Origin of the sequence: Streptomyces sp. DvalAA-14 (genome assembly GCF_900091855.1) — a bacterium.
Lineage (GTDB): Bacteria > Actinomycetota > Actinomycetes > Streptomycetales > Streptomycetaceae > Actinacidiphila.
The window spans coordinates 1-14,271 of record NZ_FMCH01000140.1 but is presented as its reverse complement, the minus strand read 5'-3'; the positions used below and the strand labels follow the sequence as shown (position 1 = coordinate 14,271).

Here is a 14,271-nt window from a genome sequence, read left to right as displayed (position 1 = left end):
TGCAGGACACCGGCTCGGCGAGGCTGTCTTCGGGCCCGGGGAGTCCGGCGCCGGGCCCGCGGCGCGGCCCCCCGGGCCCGGTCCTCAGGACAGCAGCGCGGCCGCCGTGAAGAGTTCCACGCCGACCGCGATGGCGCCCTCGTCCACGTCGAAGTCGCCCTGGTGCAGGTCCCGCTTGGTGGTGTCGCCGACCGGCCGGGTGCCGAGCCGGGCGAGCGCGCCGTGGACGTGCTCCAGATACCAGGAGAAGTCCTCGCCGCCCAGGCTCTGCTCGGTGTCCTCGACGGCCGACAGGCCGTACCGCCCGGTCATCGCCTCGCGCAGCAACTCCACCGAGGCGGCCTCGTTGACCACCGGCGGGACGCCGCGCACGTAGGTGATCTCACACTTGGCCCGGTAGATCGCCGCGATCTGGTCGATCACCTCGTGCACCAGGTCCGGGGCGTCGTGCCAGGCGGCCAGCTCCAGGCAGCGCAGGGTGCCTTCGAGTTCGGCGTGCTGCGGGATGACGTTCGCCGCGTGCCCGGACTCGATGCGGCCCCACACCACGCTCAGCCCGGAGCGGGGGTCGACCCGGCGGCCCAGCGCCGCGGGCAGCTCGGTGGCCAGCTTGGCGGCGGCCATCACCAGGTCGGTGGTCAGATGCGGCCGGGCGCTGTGGCCGCCGGGGCCGTCCAGGGTGATCTTCACCTTGTCGGCGGCCGAGGTGATCGGCCCCTGGCGCAGCCCGATCCGGCCGACCTCCACCCGGGGGTCGCAGTGCACGGCCAGGATGCGTTCCACGCCGTCCAGCACGCCGGCCTTCACCGCGTCCAGCGCGCCGCCGGGCATGATTTCCTCGGCCGCCTGGAACACCAGCCGCACCGGGCGCGGCAGCCGGCCGCGTTCGTTCATCGCCGCGAGCACCAGGCCGGCGCCGAGTACGACGCTGGTGTGCACGTCGTGGCCGCAGGCGTGCGCGCGTCCGTCCACGGTGGAGCGGTAGGGCACGTCCTTGGTGTCCGGCACCGGCAGCGCGTCCAGATCCGCCCGGAACGCGATCCGCGGGCGGGCCGGGTCCGCCGGGCCGATGTCGCAGACCACCCCGGTGCCGTTCGGCAGCACCTTCGGCGCCAAGCCCGCCTGCGCCAGCCGGGCCCGCACCTTCTCGGTGGTCCGGACCTCCTGCCGCGCCAGCTCGGGATGACGGTGCAGATCGCGGCGGAAGGCGATCAGCTCGGCACGCAGATCCTCGGACACCAGGCCCGACAACGCGGCGGTCGTCCCTACGGATGTCTCTCCGGGTGAGTCGTCGTTCACCTCAGCCAGGGTATGCCCCACAACCGGCTCCTCTTACATGATCGGCGAATTTACGGTCCTGCGGGAGGAGGGGAAGTCGCCCGATCGGCGCATACCGGATCTTCCTCGGGGGTATGCCCACCCTTTTGGGGTCCGGGCCGGATGACACCCATAGTCGCTCGTCGATGCGCAACTGATCGCTCAACGAGCCCCCCGCCACGGGGCAACGTCTGTTCGGTTCACCGATGCGGATGCCCGCCGGGCGAGGAGTCACAGCTTACGGTGACGTTGTTACAACCGTGTGTGCGGGTGCGGCGGCCCCTGGCCGACACCCCACAAGGACCGGGGGAAGCGCGCGGTGGCGCCGCCTGCCCCGGTCCTTGACATGGAGAGAACGCGAACTCGTCGGCGGGGCTAGGCCGCGTCTGACAAATAGCGCCGTCCGCCCGCAGGGCGGGGCCCCGCGGCGTCTGGTGCGTGCGATCGCAAGGCGGAGGGTCGTCCTCGTAGTGGGCTACTCGGACGATCCCGACAACGCAGCGAGCGCGCGTGCCAGACGTCGCGGGGCAGGCGGGATTTGTCAGACACGGCCTAGCCCCAGGTGACCGCGCTTTGCGTCTCCCAGCCCCAGTAACCCGCCCCGAACGTGCTCGCCGCGGGTGGGGCCGTGGTGGTGCCGGGGAGTGGGGGGAGGCACTGGCAGCAGATCTTGTAACCGGGGTCGCCGTCCTGGGGGCCCGAGTGGTGGTGGATCCAGACGGCGGCCTCCTCGGTGGTGAGGACCTGCATGCCCGCCGCCCAGGCGGTGCTGCAGACGCCCTGGTGGGCGAACGCGGGCAGGCCGGCCAGGAAGCGGGGGGAGCCGACGGGTTCGACGCGGCCGACGAAGCGGGCCACCTTGGGGCAGGTGCTGCGGTGCAGGGTGTGTTTGCCGGCCGCGTACGGGTGCTGGTCCGGGTCCGAGAGCCGCACCTTGTGGGTGAGGGATTCGGCGGCGATCGCGTCGAACTCCGCCTGGGCGCCCGCGCACACCGGGCAGCCGTGCGGGCAGTCCTCGCCGATCGTCCGGCCGTCGAAAGACGCGGAGCGGCCGAGCGGTCCGAAGGAACCGGTCTGCTGCTCCGGGGCGTGGAATCGCCGCGCGAAATCATCCAGTGCCTGCCGGAGTTCCCCTCCGGTGACGTGCCCCTGCGCGACCATCTCGATCATCTCCATCACGGCGGGCAGTTCGACCACGAAATGCGACCCTCCGGGGCTGTGGGGCGAGTCGGCGCAGTACATTCCCCACACGAACCAGTCCTCTGCGTGCTGGCTTCTTTCGATCATTACCTGGTCGTTCTCTTTCAGGAGCATGGTGGGCCTCTTCCCCGGAGGTCAGTGCTTGCGCTGGTGCGGGATCTTGGCGTGCCGGGGATGCAGGAGGGTGATCTGGCGGAAGAGGAGATGGAAGCTGACCAGGGCCGAGACGGGCGGCAGGCCCGCGGTGGCGATCGCGGTCAGCGTTCTGGGCGCGTGGTCGATGCACAGGGCCATGGCGATCAGCGAGAAGACGATCACCGTGATCCAGGCGGCCCGCACCTGACGCCGGTGCGCGGCCGCGTGCAGGATGGACAGACAGCCGACGAACCACGGGCCGTAGATCAGCAGCGGCCACGCGGAGGCCAGGTCGTGGGCGGTGGGGGACGCCAGTTCGCGCAGCGGGTTGTAGGAGACCAGCGCGCCGAGCACGCTGACGGTGCTGGAGACGATCGCGGTGGTGCCGGCGATGGCGACGCCGAGCAGCAGCGGCCAGCGCAGCGGGACCGTGCGCTGGCGCCGGCGCCGCCGGTCCACCCGGGGCGCGGTGGACCGCTGGGTGGCGGCCGGCGGCTCCTCCCGGGCCGGCTGCCGGAACAGCTGCTCGAACTCGACGTCCACGTCCCACTGGCTCAAGGTGTCGTCCGCCTGCTCCGCGGGCGGGAAGTCCGGTGCCTGGCCCGGCTCGGGGACGAAAATCTCGGGGGCGATCGTCGGGTACTCGTCGTATTCATACATGGTGGCGCCGCCCCGGTCGCGAGCCGTGCTGGTGGGTGCCGCTCGGGGCGCCGAGATGCGCGGCGTCCCAGCGGCGTGTGAAGTCGGCTTCGATACGTCCCATCAGGGCGAGGAATTCGCCCAGCAGGACGCCGCACGACGGCGGGCCGACGGACGGCGCGCGGCCGAATTCCGCGCCGTGCGCCGCCTCCCCGTGGCTGTTCCCGGGAGCGAACGTCTGCGGTCGCGGAACCGAGCCGGCACGTCGCAGGTCCGTGTCCGCTGAATGGGGCTGGCCGGAAGGCGTATTCACACCACGTTCAACGACTCCGGGTTTGGGCCGGGACGCAGCAATCGGGTGAACGGCGTGGCATTCGGTTAGTCCGTTTGCCACGCCGCCGTTTATTCGGCCGAAACCCTATGCACCCGTACGCGCATACGCCGTGTCACGAATCCGGTGCGATCTCGGCCTTCTCGGAAATTACCGCGTGTCGTGCCGCATTGCAGCGGCGGTCCCACGGTAAGGTTATTGGGCCCCCCGGAGTGCGATTGCATTCCGGGGCCGGCGACGGGTCCCGCCCCAGGGGGGTCGCCGCGGCTCCGGCCGCCGCGAAGCCGCCGGCCCGGAGCGCGGAGCCAGGGGCTCAGACCCGGGGTCCCAGCAGCCGGGCGTACAGGTCCAGCAGCGCGGTGGACTCGGTCTGCCAGGACCACTGGCGCAGGACGTCCACGCGGTCGTACGCCTTGCGGTAGCGGCGCGGGTTGGTGAGGATCGCGCCGACCGCGCGGACGAAGTCGGCGGTGTCGCGGGCCCGGAAGACCTCGCCGTTGCCGAGTTCGAGGGTGGCCGCGGCCATGGCGCGCACGTCACTGACGACCACCGGCAGCCGGGCGTGGGCGTATTCGAGGTAACGGGACGCCAGCACTGCCTGGTGATGCGGGAGTTGGTGGACCGGCAGGACGCCGATGTCCGCCGAGGAGAGGAAGGCGGGGATCTCGTCGACCGGGACGTACGGCAGCACGTGGAGCCGTCCCTGGACGCCGAGTTGGACCGCCCGGTCGCGCAAGTCGCCGACCTCGGACGCCTCCGGGTCGGGCACGACGAAGGCGGCGTGCAGGTCGTAGAGCTTGGGGAGCGCCTCGATGACGGTGGCCGGGCCGCGGTCGGGGGTGATCGGGCCGGTGTGCACTAGCAGCGGTACGTCGGCGGCGAGATGGCAGCGGTCGCGCACGCCGTGCGGATGGTCGAGGCCGGTGCCGGACAGCGGCGGCGCGTTGCGGACCACGGCGGGAGTGGCGGACAGGCCGTGGCGGAGCCGGAGTTCACCGGCCAGCCGGTCGCCGACGGTGACCACGCCGTCGGCCTCGCGGGCGAAGGTCCGCAGCAGCGCGTCGCCGGCCACCGTGGCCCGCCGGGTCTGCGCGGGGACGCGCGGCGGCGCGTCCCAGACCACCTCGATACGGTGGCCGGAGCCCTCGGCCCGCAGCGCGGCGCGGATCGCCAGGCCCAGTGCGCGGTGGCCGAGGGCGTGGATGAGGTGCGGGCGGACCGCGTCGAGGACCGGCCCGTAGGCGATTTCCTCGTCCAGCAGTCCGGGGTCGAGGCGGCGCCAGGCACGGCGGCCGAGCAGCAGCCGGGCCAGTTCGGTGACCAGGTTGTCCAGCCGGCCGTCCGGGCGCTTGCGGCGGCGTACGGCGGCCCGGTACTGGGCGGCGCGGGTGCGGGTCCAGCCGACCCGGGCGCCGTGCCGGAGCCAGGCCAGTGCGTGGCAGCAGCGGGCGACGGCGAGCAGCGGCAACGGCCGGTGCACGATGACGAGTTCGGCGCCGCGGGTGGCCAGCAGCGAGCGCTGGGCGGTGAGCAGGGTGGTGCGGTGGTCGTGCGCGGCCGCGCTCCGGTAGGCCAGCGGCCAGCGCAGGCCGGGGCGGGGCCGCAGCACCCGGTGGGTGCGCAGCACATCGCGCACGGTCACCTGCCGTACCTCGACACCCGGCAGCGCGACGGTGGCCGGTGCCCGGCCGATCAGGGTGACGTGATATCCGGCCGCGCGGGCGGCGCCGGCCACTCTGAGGGCGCGCGAGTCACCGTCGAGACCACCGCCCGACACGACTGCCACGCGCGCTGATCCGCGTAAACTCCCCGCCATCCCCGCACCCAACCCCATCTGGATGATCTATGGGTTACGTGCGCCTTGCCGGGGGGCGAACGAGATTTGTGCGCGCTGCCCGAACCGGCGCCCCGAACCGGCACCCCGCCGCCGGGCCGGGCCGCCCCGAACGGCCCGGCCCGGTCCGGCGGCGGCTACGGCTGCGCCGGGCTCGGTGAGTCGGCGGCCGGCAGCCCGTGCAGGTCGCGGGCCGTGTGCGTGATCCCGGTGAGGAAGGTGTGCGCCCGCGGCGAGGCCGCCGAGGACAGCCATTCCTGGTCGATGTCCACGACCAGGATGTCCACCCCGGTGCCGGCCAGCGCCAGCGGCAGCGTGTGCACGACGGTGGACGGGAAGGACAAGATCGCCTTGCCGATCGGCCCGCGCCGGGCCACCAGTTCCAGCGGCAGGTCCGGCCGGACGATCTCCAGGCCGGTCTCCTGGGCGAGCCGGTGCAGTTTGTCGACGGCCTCCCGCCGGTGCGCGAAGTACCGGCGGGCGCCGTGCTGTTCGGCCAGCGAGCGGACCACCGTGAGATAGCTCTCGGGATCCACCACCCCGGTCTCGACCAGCGAGGTGCCGATCAGGTCGGTGCCGTCCAGGATGTGCGGCGGCCCGAACCGGCTGCGGGTCCAGGCGAACCGGTTGGTGCGCAGCGCCATCCCGGCCGGCGGGGTGGCGGGCATCGCGCTGAACAGCTCGATGCTGCGCCGCTTGCCGGGGGTGAGCCGGCGCCGGGCGGCCGAGGCGAACAGGCCGAACGCGGCATCGGCCGGCGACCTGCGGTGCCCGCTGCGGTGCCAGCGCACCAGGCGGCCGCCGCGGGACAGGATCTCGGTGAACTCCATGGTGGCCGTGCCGTCGTCGACGACCGTCAGCTCCTTGGCGCGGCACAGCGGCAGCAGCACCTGCACCAGCCGGGAGAACGGGTCGCCGATGACCAGCCGCCGGGCCCGCAGCAGCAGCGGGGCCACGGCGAAGGCGGTGTGCAGCAGGCCGTTGCGGCGGCCCTCACCGCCCCGGGCCTCGTACCAGCGGACGATCACGCCCTCCTCGCGGGCGAGTTCGGCCATCCGGCGCAGCTGCCCGCGGCTGATCGGGTCGGCGGGCGAGAGCACCACTACGGTCAGCGGCTGCGCCACCGAGGGGGTCTCCTCGGTGGCGCGGCCGTCGCGCGGGGCGGGGATCGGCGGTATGGCCGGCGGGCGCACGTGCGCCCACTCCAGGACGTTCAAAAGCTGGACAGGTGACTCGACCAGCGCCACGGGGCCGGAACCCGATGCGGGCGGCCGGCTCTTGCGGAGCGCGAGCCTTGCGGTCATTGCCTCGTCCTCGTCCTTCTTGTTCACGTGTCCTGGAAGCCCGATCCCCGCCGCGGGCGGGTCAGACCGAATCAGACCGAGGTGGCCTCGGAGGAGGAGGCGGCGGCCTCGGCCTCGGCGATCACGCCGGGGACGCGGCGCAGCTTCTTCATCGGGCCGAGCTCGCCCTCGTAGACCTTCTTGACGCCGTCGCCGAGCGCGGTCTCGATGATGCGGATGTCGCGCACCAGCCGGTCCAGGCCCTGCGACTCGACGGACGCGGCCTGGTCGGAGCCCCACATCGCGCGGTCGAGGGTGATGTGGCGCTCCACGAAGACCGCGCCGAGCGCGACCGCGGCGAGCGTGGTCTGCAGGCCGACCTCGTGGCCCGAGTAGCCGACCGGCACGTTCGGGAACTCGGACTGGAGGGTCTTGATCATCCGCAGGTTGAGCTCTTCGTTCTTCGCCGGGTACGTCGACGTGGCGTGGCAGATGACGATGTTCTCGCTGCCGAGCACCTCGACCGCGTGCCGTATCTGCTTCGGCGTCGACATGCCGGTGGACAGCACGACGGTACGGCCGGTGGCGCGCATCGCCTGCAGCAGCTCGTCGTCGGTGAGGCTGGCCGAGGCCACCTTGTAGACCGGGACGTCGAACTTCTCGAGGAACTCGACCGACGGGACGTCCCACGGGGAGGCGAACCAGTCGATGCCGCGCTTGCGGCAGTACTCGTCGATGGCGCGGTAGCCGTCCTCGTCGAACTCCACACGGTGGCGGTAGTCGATGTACGTCATCCGGCCCCAGGGGGTGTCGCGCTCGATGTCCCACTGGTCGCGCGGGGTGCAGATCTCCGGGGTGCGCTTTTGGAACTTGACCGCGTCACACCCTGCGGCGACGGCGGCGTCGATCAGAGCGAACGCGTTCTCCAGCTCGCCGTTGTGGTTGATGCCGATCTCGCCGGTGATGTACACGGGCTGACCGTTGCCGATGTGGCGGGAGCCGACGGGGCGAAGGTTGGCGGGGAGAATTGCCGGGATAGAGGCCACGGGGGTGTTCCTTCGGTTTTCAGGGGGTGTTCTGGACTTCGTGAAACGTCGTCAGCGAGCGAGAGTGGGACCGAGCAGCCATGCGGCGATCTCGCGGATCGCCCCGTGGCCGCCGTGGGCGGTGGTGACGGCCCGGGCGGCGGCCCGGACCACGTCATGCGCTCCGGCGACGGCGACGGGCCAGCCGACCAGGGCGAAACAGCCCAGGTCGTTGACGTCGTTGCCCGCGTAGAGCACCCGCTCCGGCGCGATGCCGTTCTCCTCGCACCACTGCTTGAGCGCGAGGTCCTTACGGTCGATGCCGTGCAGGACCGGGACGTTGAGCTTCCTGGCCCGGGCGGCGACGACCGGGTTGGTCTCGGTGGACAGGATCAGTACGGGCACGCCCGCGCGGCGCAGTGCCGCGATCCCGAGTCCGTCACCGCGGTGCACGGTGACGGCCTCGTGTCCGTCCGAATCGATCAGCACCCGGTCATCGGTCTGGGTGCCGTCGAAGTCGAGTACGACCGCGTCGACGTCGTCGCGGGTCGGGATGCCGGCCCGCGGGTCGAGCAGCGGGGCCAGCGCGCGGGCGCGTTCGAGATCGGCGGGCTCGTCGATCTCCAGCACCCGGGCGGGGTCGGTGCGCACCAGCGCGGTCCGGCCGAAGAAGCGGTGCTTCGCGGCGCGGAAGCCGTCGGCGCGCATGCCGTACGCGGCGCCGGTCTCCAGCAGGTCCTGCGGGCGGTCCTGGCGGCGCGGCCGGGTGGCCTTGTCGTGGTTGACGCCGAAGGAGCCCTCGTCGGCCGCGTCGCCGTCGCGCCAGACGAAGCCGTGGAAGGGCGCCACGGTGTGCGCGGTGTCGGCGCCGCCCTCGGTGACCGCGGCGACCACGCCGTCGATCTCGTCGCTGGTGATGAAGGGGCTGGTGCACTGGACCAGCAGCACCACGTCGGTGGTCGCGCCGATGGCCGCCTCGTGACTGTCCATGGCGTGCAGCACGGCGGCCTCGCTGGTGGCGGTGTCGCCGGCGATGGCGACCGGCCGCAGCACGACCTCGGCGCCGGCCGACCGCGCGACCTCGGCGATGGAGGGGTCGTCGGTGGACACCACGACGTCACTGACCCGGCGGGCCCCGGTGCAGGCCAGTACCGCCCGGGCGACCAGCGGGACACCGCCGACCGCCGCGAGGTTCTTGCCGGGTACGCCCTTGGACCCGCCGCGGGCGGGTATGACCGCGAGCACGCGGGGGGCGGCTTGGGCCGGTTCGGTGGTCATCGGGGTGGCTCCTGTCAGTGCGGGCACCGGCGGCTCCGGCGGTGCCTGGTCTTCGGCCGTACGTGTGCGCGGTGTCACAGCTGGCCCCAGCGGCGGATGACGGGGGCGACGCGCTGTACGCCCTGACGGTAAGCGGTGCGGGCGGAGTTGCGCACCAGGTCGTGGACCGCCTTGCGAACCGGGCCCGGCTCGCGCGGGGAGAAGCCGCCGATGGGCTCGCCCTTGGGGTCCAGGCCCTGCCGGGCGAGGATGCCGGGGAGGTATCCGGGGGCGGTGCGCTGGGTGTAGTAGGGGGCCAGTCGCGGCAGTTCGGGCATGTCCAGCAGGACGCGGACCCGGGCGCGCAGGCCCGCGTAGGCGTCGCCGTCGCCCACCCCGTGCGCGGCGGTCCAGTCGGGGTCGGCCTGCGGCAGGTGTCCGTCGTCGAGTTCGTCCCAGGACGCGAAGCAGCCCGAACCGAGGAAGTGGTGGTTGCCGAGGGACTCGCGGATGCCGAGGTCGGTGAGGATCGCGGTCGGTATCCGGCGGTACAGCGACTCCAGTGCCGCGGTGGAGCTGACCGTCACCAGGAGGTCGGTTCGGTCCAGCACCTCCCCCATGTTGCCGTAGACCAACTCCACATTGCGCGGCGGGTCCAGGGAGGCGACCAGTTTCTGGTACGGGTTCTCCTCGATGTGCGTGGTGTGCTCGCCGGGTTTGCTGCGGAGCTTGACCAGCACATCGCGCTCGGGGTGGCGGCGGGCGTGCTCGACGGTCCGCCGCAGCAAGTGCAGCCGGTCGGCGCGGCCTTCGGGCACCGACGGCTGGACGGCGAAGGTGACGGTGAACCGCCGCCCCGGGTCCGGCCGGTAGCGCTCGCCGCCGAGGAACGGCAGCGCGGTTTCGGCGATCGCGCCTGTGGGATATCCCACACCGTCGTACACGGCCCGGAATCGCTCTGCGTCATCGGCGCTGTTGGCCAGGACCACGTCGGCGCCGGCCCGCAGCAGCAGTCCGTCGGCGAGCTTCTCGTAGACGACACCGACGTATCCGGTGACGACCACCGGGCGTGAGGAGCGGCCCTCCCAGGCACGGTTGAGACCGTGCAGAAGGGCCTGCACGGTGCCGCCGACGCAGGAGATGACCACGACGTCGCAGCTGTCCGCGTTGGTGTCGGCCAGGATCTCGGCCGCGGTCGCCTCCACCATCGAGTCGGCGGGAATGCCCAGTTCAGCGAGCTGGCGCGGGGTGGGCGTGGCACGGCCGCGCAACAGGCGCGCGTCGAGTCGGGCATCGGGGTCGATGCGTCGCGCGGTCAGCGCACCCCACTTCCACCGGGTGTCCGAATCGGCGATCACAGTGACCCTCAGTGGGCCGGGCATACGTTCCACACCCTGACAGTAGGAAGCACTTGGACTCAACACGCTAACCATCGGCCAACGGGAGGTAAACAACATGCTTCGGATCGGAGGCGACGGTCCAGCGGGCGCCAGGGGTGACCCGGGTCACCCCGGACACGCACCGTTACCGTTCTGACATGGTTCGTTTACCTAGATGTATGTTCGATGCAAAGCACAAGGGGGGCTGAACGGCCTAATGTACGGGAGTGGTCAAGCTCTCCGTTGTCGTGCCCTTTTTCAATGTCCAGCAGTATGCCGCGGACACCCTGCGCAGCCTCCGGGCGAACGCCGATCCGGATTACGAGTTCGTGCTGGTGGACGACTCGTCGACCGACCGGACCCCGGTGATCCTGGAGCAGGCGCTGGACACGCTGCCCGGCGCCCGGCTCGTCCGGCACGAGAAGAACGGGGGGCTGGCCACCGCGCGCAACACCGGGATAGACGCGGCCCGCGGCCAGTACCTCACCTTCCTCGACGGCGACGACTGGTACGGCCCCGGCTACCTGCCGCAGCTGGTGTCGGCCATCGAGGAGTTGGACACCGACTTCGTCCGCGTCGACCACGTCCAGTGCACGGGCCGGGTCCGCAACGTCATCCGGGTGCCGCACGGCCGCCGCGGGGTCAGCCTCAAGGGCCGCGACGCGATCCTGCCCGCCGACCGCTCGACCTCGGTGGACTACCCGTACGCCTGGGCCGGGATCTACCACCGCCGGCTGGTGGACCGCGGGCTGCTGCACTTCCAGGACGGGCTGCGCACCGCCGAGGACCGGCCGTGGATCTGGCGGCTGCACCTGCAGGCCGACACCTTCGCGGTGGCCGCCGGCCTGATGGGCATCTTCTACCGGCGCGGGGTGGCCACCTCGCTGACGCAGATCGGCGATGTCCGCCAACTCGACTTCATCCGCAGCTTCGACCAGGTGATCGCCGAGGTCTCCAAGGACCCCGACGCGGAGCTGTTCCTGCCCAAGGCGGTCCGTACCTACTGCGCGATCATCGCCCACCACCTGGGGAACATCGACCGGTTCGAGCCGGCGGTGGCCCGCAAGCTGAAGTCGATGAGCGCCGCCGCGCTCCGCCAGCTGCCGCAGGACGTGCTCACCGAAGCGCTGGACTCGATGGACCTGGAGCGCAGTTCCAAGATCCGCCGGCTGCGCTGGCGGCTGCCGGCCCGCAACGAGGACCCGGGTGCGGCGGCCGCCGCACCGCCCCCGCCCGCCCCGGGATCGAAGCGCGCGGTCGCCGAAGCCGGCACCGGCGACGACCTCGACGCCCGCGACAACGAAGGGGCGGTGGCGTGATGGCCCGCACCCAGCTCTTCCTCGCCTCCACGCTGTACGGCGCGGCCACCTTGGCCGCCGGTCTGGACGCCGGCTCCTTCGCCGCCGCCGACCGCCGCCTGCTGGTGGTGTGCAACAACGCGGCGATCCCGGAGATCACCCCGCCGCTCGACCAGGCCCCCGGCTTCGCGGCGCTGCGCTCCCGCTTCGACGGCCTGGTGTCGTGGAACGAGACGATCCACCCGCTGCACCCGGGCGGCTGGGCGCCGCGCGCCGACGACGTCCCCCTCTGGGAACGCTATGTACGGATGCTGTGGAACCTCGGCGACGACAAGATCGAACTGATCGTGGAGTCCATCCAGGTCGAGCCGGCCCTCGCGGTGGCCGCGGTCTTCCAGGGCGCGCCGATCACCGTCTACGCCGACGGCCTGATGTCCTACGGCCCGACCCGCAACAAGCTGGGCGCGCTGGTGGACACCCGCATCGACCGGCTGCTGCATCTCGATCTGGTGCCGGGGCTGCGCCCGCTGCTGCTCAGCGAGCACGGCGTGCCCTCCGAGGTGGTGCCCTCCGCGGAGTTCACCAAGGTGCTCGCCGAGGTCGCCGAGGCATCGATGGACGCCGGCGGCGACGACCTGGCGGGTGTACCCGAGGGGGCCGCGCTGCTGCTCGGCCAGTACCTGTCGGCGCTGGGCCTGATCACGCCGGCCGAGGAGGAGGAGCTGCACCTGTCGATGGTGCGGGGGGCCGCCGCCCTCGGGCACAACGAGATCGTCTTCAAGCCGCACCCGACGGCCCCCGCCGAGTGGACCGAGCCGCTCAAGGCCGAGGCACAGCGCCTCGGCACCCGGCTGACGGTGCTCAACTCGCCGATCCTGGCCGAGGTCGTCTACCTCAAGGCGCGCCCGGCGCTGGTCGTCGGCTGCTTCTCCACCGCGCTGCTGACCGCCTCGGTGTTCTACGGCATCCCGGTCGCCCGCACCGGCACCAAGCTGCTGCTGGAGCGGCTCGCGCCGTACCAGAACAGCAACCGGATCCCGGTCACCATCGTGCACGCGCTGCTGCCCGACCTGGCGGACACCGGCGGGGTACGGGCCTGGGCCCCGCCGTCCCCGCAGCAGGTGGCCGCCGAACTGACGCCGCTGCTGTACGCGGTGGGCTACTGCATGCAGGCGCAGGCGTACCCGCATCTGCGGGAGGAAGCCGTGACCTGGCTGACGGACCGGCTGAACGCCGGCACCTGGCCCTACTTCAAGCGCCGCCGGCTCACCTCGCTCGGCCTGCCCGGCGCGGTCCCCGGCCGGCTGGCGTTCGTGCCGCGCAACCGGACGGTCCGCCGGGTGGCCCGCCGCGCCCGTGCCTTCAAGAAGGCCACCCTGGGATAACCGCCCCGGGACAACCGAGCCCGCCCGGGACAACCGAGCGGGCCGGACAGCGGCGGGTGGCGGTCCTCGGGCCGTCACCCGCCGCTGCTTTACGATGTGGGGGTGAGCGAAATCACCCGCGGCGCTGTGCGTGAGCCGACCCGCGCTCAGGAGATCGTCGCCCTCGGGCTGCGTGACGAGAAGAGACGGCAGACCAGGCAGCACATCGCCGAAGTCGCCACCGGGTTGTTCCTGGACCACGGCTTCGGCCGGGTGACGATCGCCGAGGTGGCACGAACGGCCGAAGTGTCCGTCAACACCGTCTACACCTACTTCCCCTCCAAGGAAGACCTGGTCTTCTACCCGGAGGAGGCTTCCGCCCAGCGCATGGTGCAGATGGTCGCCGACCGGCCGCACGGGCGCTCCGCGGCGGCCGGGGTGCTGGCCGCGCTGCGCGCCGAACTGCGGCACGGCGAGCGGATGGTGGGGCTCAGCCGCGGCTTCGGCCGCTTCCTGGAGATGGTCCGCGCCGAACCGACGCTGGCCGCCCGGCTGGCCTCGATACGGCGCGAGATGGTGGAGGCGCTGGCGGCCGTGCTGGCCGCCGAGACCGGCGCCGCGCCGGGCGACCCGCTGCCGCGACTGGTCGCCTCCCAGCTCAGCTGGGCGCAGGAGCAGGTCTTCCGGGAGATCGGCGAGCGCACGCGTGCCGGGCAGCCCCCGGCGGCGATCGCGACGGCCGCGCTGGCGCTGCTGGACACGGTGGAGGGTCTGCTCGGCGAGCGGGTACTGGCGTACGCCACGCGGTAGTCGGCTCGCGCCACGCGGTAGTCGGCTCGCGCCACGCGGCCCGGCGCCGGATCGTGCGCGGATCGTGCGCGGGGTGGCGCTCCGGACGCGGGCGAGCGCGGCCGGGCAGGGGGAAATGCGCCCGGCCGCGCTCTGGACGCGGACCCCAATACGGGGAGAACCGGGGTCCGCCGAACCGATGACCAGTCGGTTCACTTGCTACAGCGCATGCCCGCCCGGAAGTGTCACCTCTGCCCTTCGCCGTCGGCGGTACGCCCCCTGAGGTGCGGTTTGTTCTCCGGCGCGCGGTGGTGCGCGCCGGGTGTACGGGCGTGCCGCGACGACGCGCCCCGGTGGCTGTTCGGCCCGGCCTTCCGGCCGTTGGTGCCCGGTGCGGCCGTCTTCCGGCCCGGGCGCTTG

At 72.3% G+C, this 14,271-nt stretch carries 11 protein-coding genes; 3 read left to right on the top strand and 8 right to left on the bottom strand.

The window, feature by feature from the left end; translation table 11 throughout:
- Positions 1 to 84: 84 nt before the first annotated feature.
- The 8 genes from GA0115240_RS06510 to GA0115240_RS06475 form a co-directional block, all read right to left on the bottom strand.
- Positions 85 to 1,299, bottom strand: a complete 1,215-nt coding sequence (locus GA0115240_RS06510; protein WP_093735697.1) for a M20 family metallopeptidase — start codon at positions 1,297 to 1,299, stop codon at positions 85 to 87.
- A 570-nt stretch (positions 1,300 to 1,869) separates the two neighbouring features.
- A complete protein-coding gene (locus GA0115240_RS06505) occupies positions 1,870 to 2,631 on the bottom strand; it encodes a hypothetical protein (protein ID WP_141708750.1) in 762 nt (253 codons plus the stop codon).
- 21 nt (positions 2,632 to 2,652) lie between these two features.
- Entirely contained in the window at positions 2,653 to 3,312 is a 660-nt protein-coding gene (locus tag GA0115240_RS06500; protein ID WP_093735695.1) for a DUF2637 domain-containing protein, read from the bottom strand.
- 623 nt (positions 3,313 to 3,935) lie between these two features.
- A complete protein-coding gene (locus GA0115240_RS06495; protein ID WP_256069581.1) occupies positions 3,936 to 5,408 on the bottom strand; it encodes a glycosyltransferase family 4 protein in 1,473 nt (490 codons plus the stop codon).
- Positions 5,409 to 5,593: 185 nt separating this feature from the next.
- Positions 5,594 to 6,760, bottom strand: a complete 1,167-nt coding sequence (locus tag GA0115240_RS06490) for a hypothetical protein (RefSeq protein WP_093735720.1) — start codon at positions 6,758 to 6,760, stop codon at positions 5,594 to 5,596.
- Positions 6,761 to 6,831: 71 nt separating this feature from the next.
- Positions 6,832 to 7,776 (bottom strand): N-acetylneuraminate synthase family protein, encoded by a 945-nt coding sequence (locus GA0115240_RS06485; protein ID WP_256069584.1) that lies wholly within the window; start codon positions 7,774 to 7,776, stop codon positions 6,832 to 6,834.
- Between the two features lie 60 nt (positions 7,777 to 7,836).
- Entirely contained in the window at positions 7,837 to 9,042 is a 1,206-nt protein-coding gene (locus GA0115240_RS06480; protein ID WP_093735693.1) for an acylneuraminate cytidylyltransferase, read from the bottom strand.
- Between the two features lie 74 nt (positions 9,043 to 9,116).
- Positions 9,117 to 10,403 (bottom strand): DUF6716 putative glycosyltransferase, encoded by a 1,287-nt coding sequence (locus tag GA0115240_RS06475; protein ID WP_093735692.1) that lies wholly within the window; start codon positions 10,401 to 10,403, stop codon positions 9,117 to 9,119.
- Positions 10,404 to 10,627: 224 nt separating this feature from the next.
- Between GA0115240_RS06475 and GA0115240_RS06470 the strand changes: the two genes are divergently transcribed.
- From GA0115240_RS06470 to GA0115240_RS06460, 3 genes are all read left to right on the top strand, one after another.
- A complete protein-coding gene (locus GA0115240_RS06470) occupies positions 10,628 to 11,719 on the top strand; it encodes a glycosyltransferase family 2 protein (protein WP_093735691.1) in 1,092 nt (363 codons plus the stop codon).
- Positions 11,719 to 13,083 (top strand): alpha-2,8-polysialyltransferase family protein, encoded by a 1,365-nt coding sequence (locus GA0115240_RS06465; protein ID WP_093735690.1) that lies wholly within the window; start codon positions 11,719 to 11,721, stop codon positions 13,081 to 13,083. The genes GA0115240_RS06470 and GA0115240_RS06465 overlap by 1 nt, the downstream gene beginning before the upstream one ends.
- Before the next feature lie 102 nt (positions 13,084 to 13,185).
- A complete protein-coding gene (locus tag GA0115240_RS06460; protein ID WP_256069580.1) occupies positions 13,186 to 13,872 on the top strand; it encodes a TetR/AcrR family transcriptional regulator in 687 nt (228 codons plus the stop codon).
- The last annotated feature ends 399 nt before the right edge of the window (positions 13,873 to 14,271 follow it).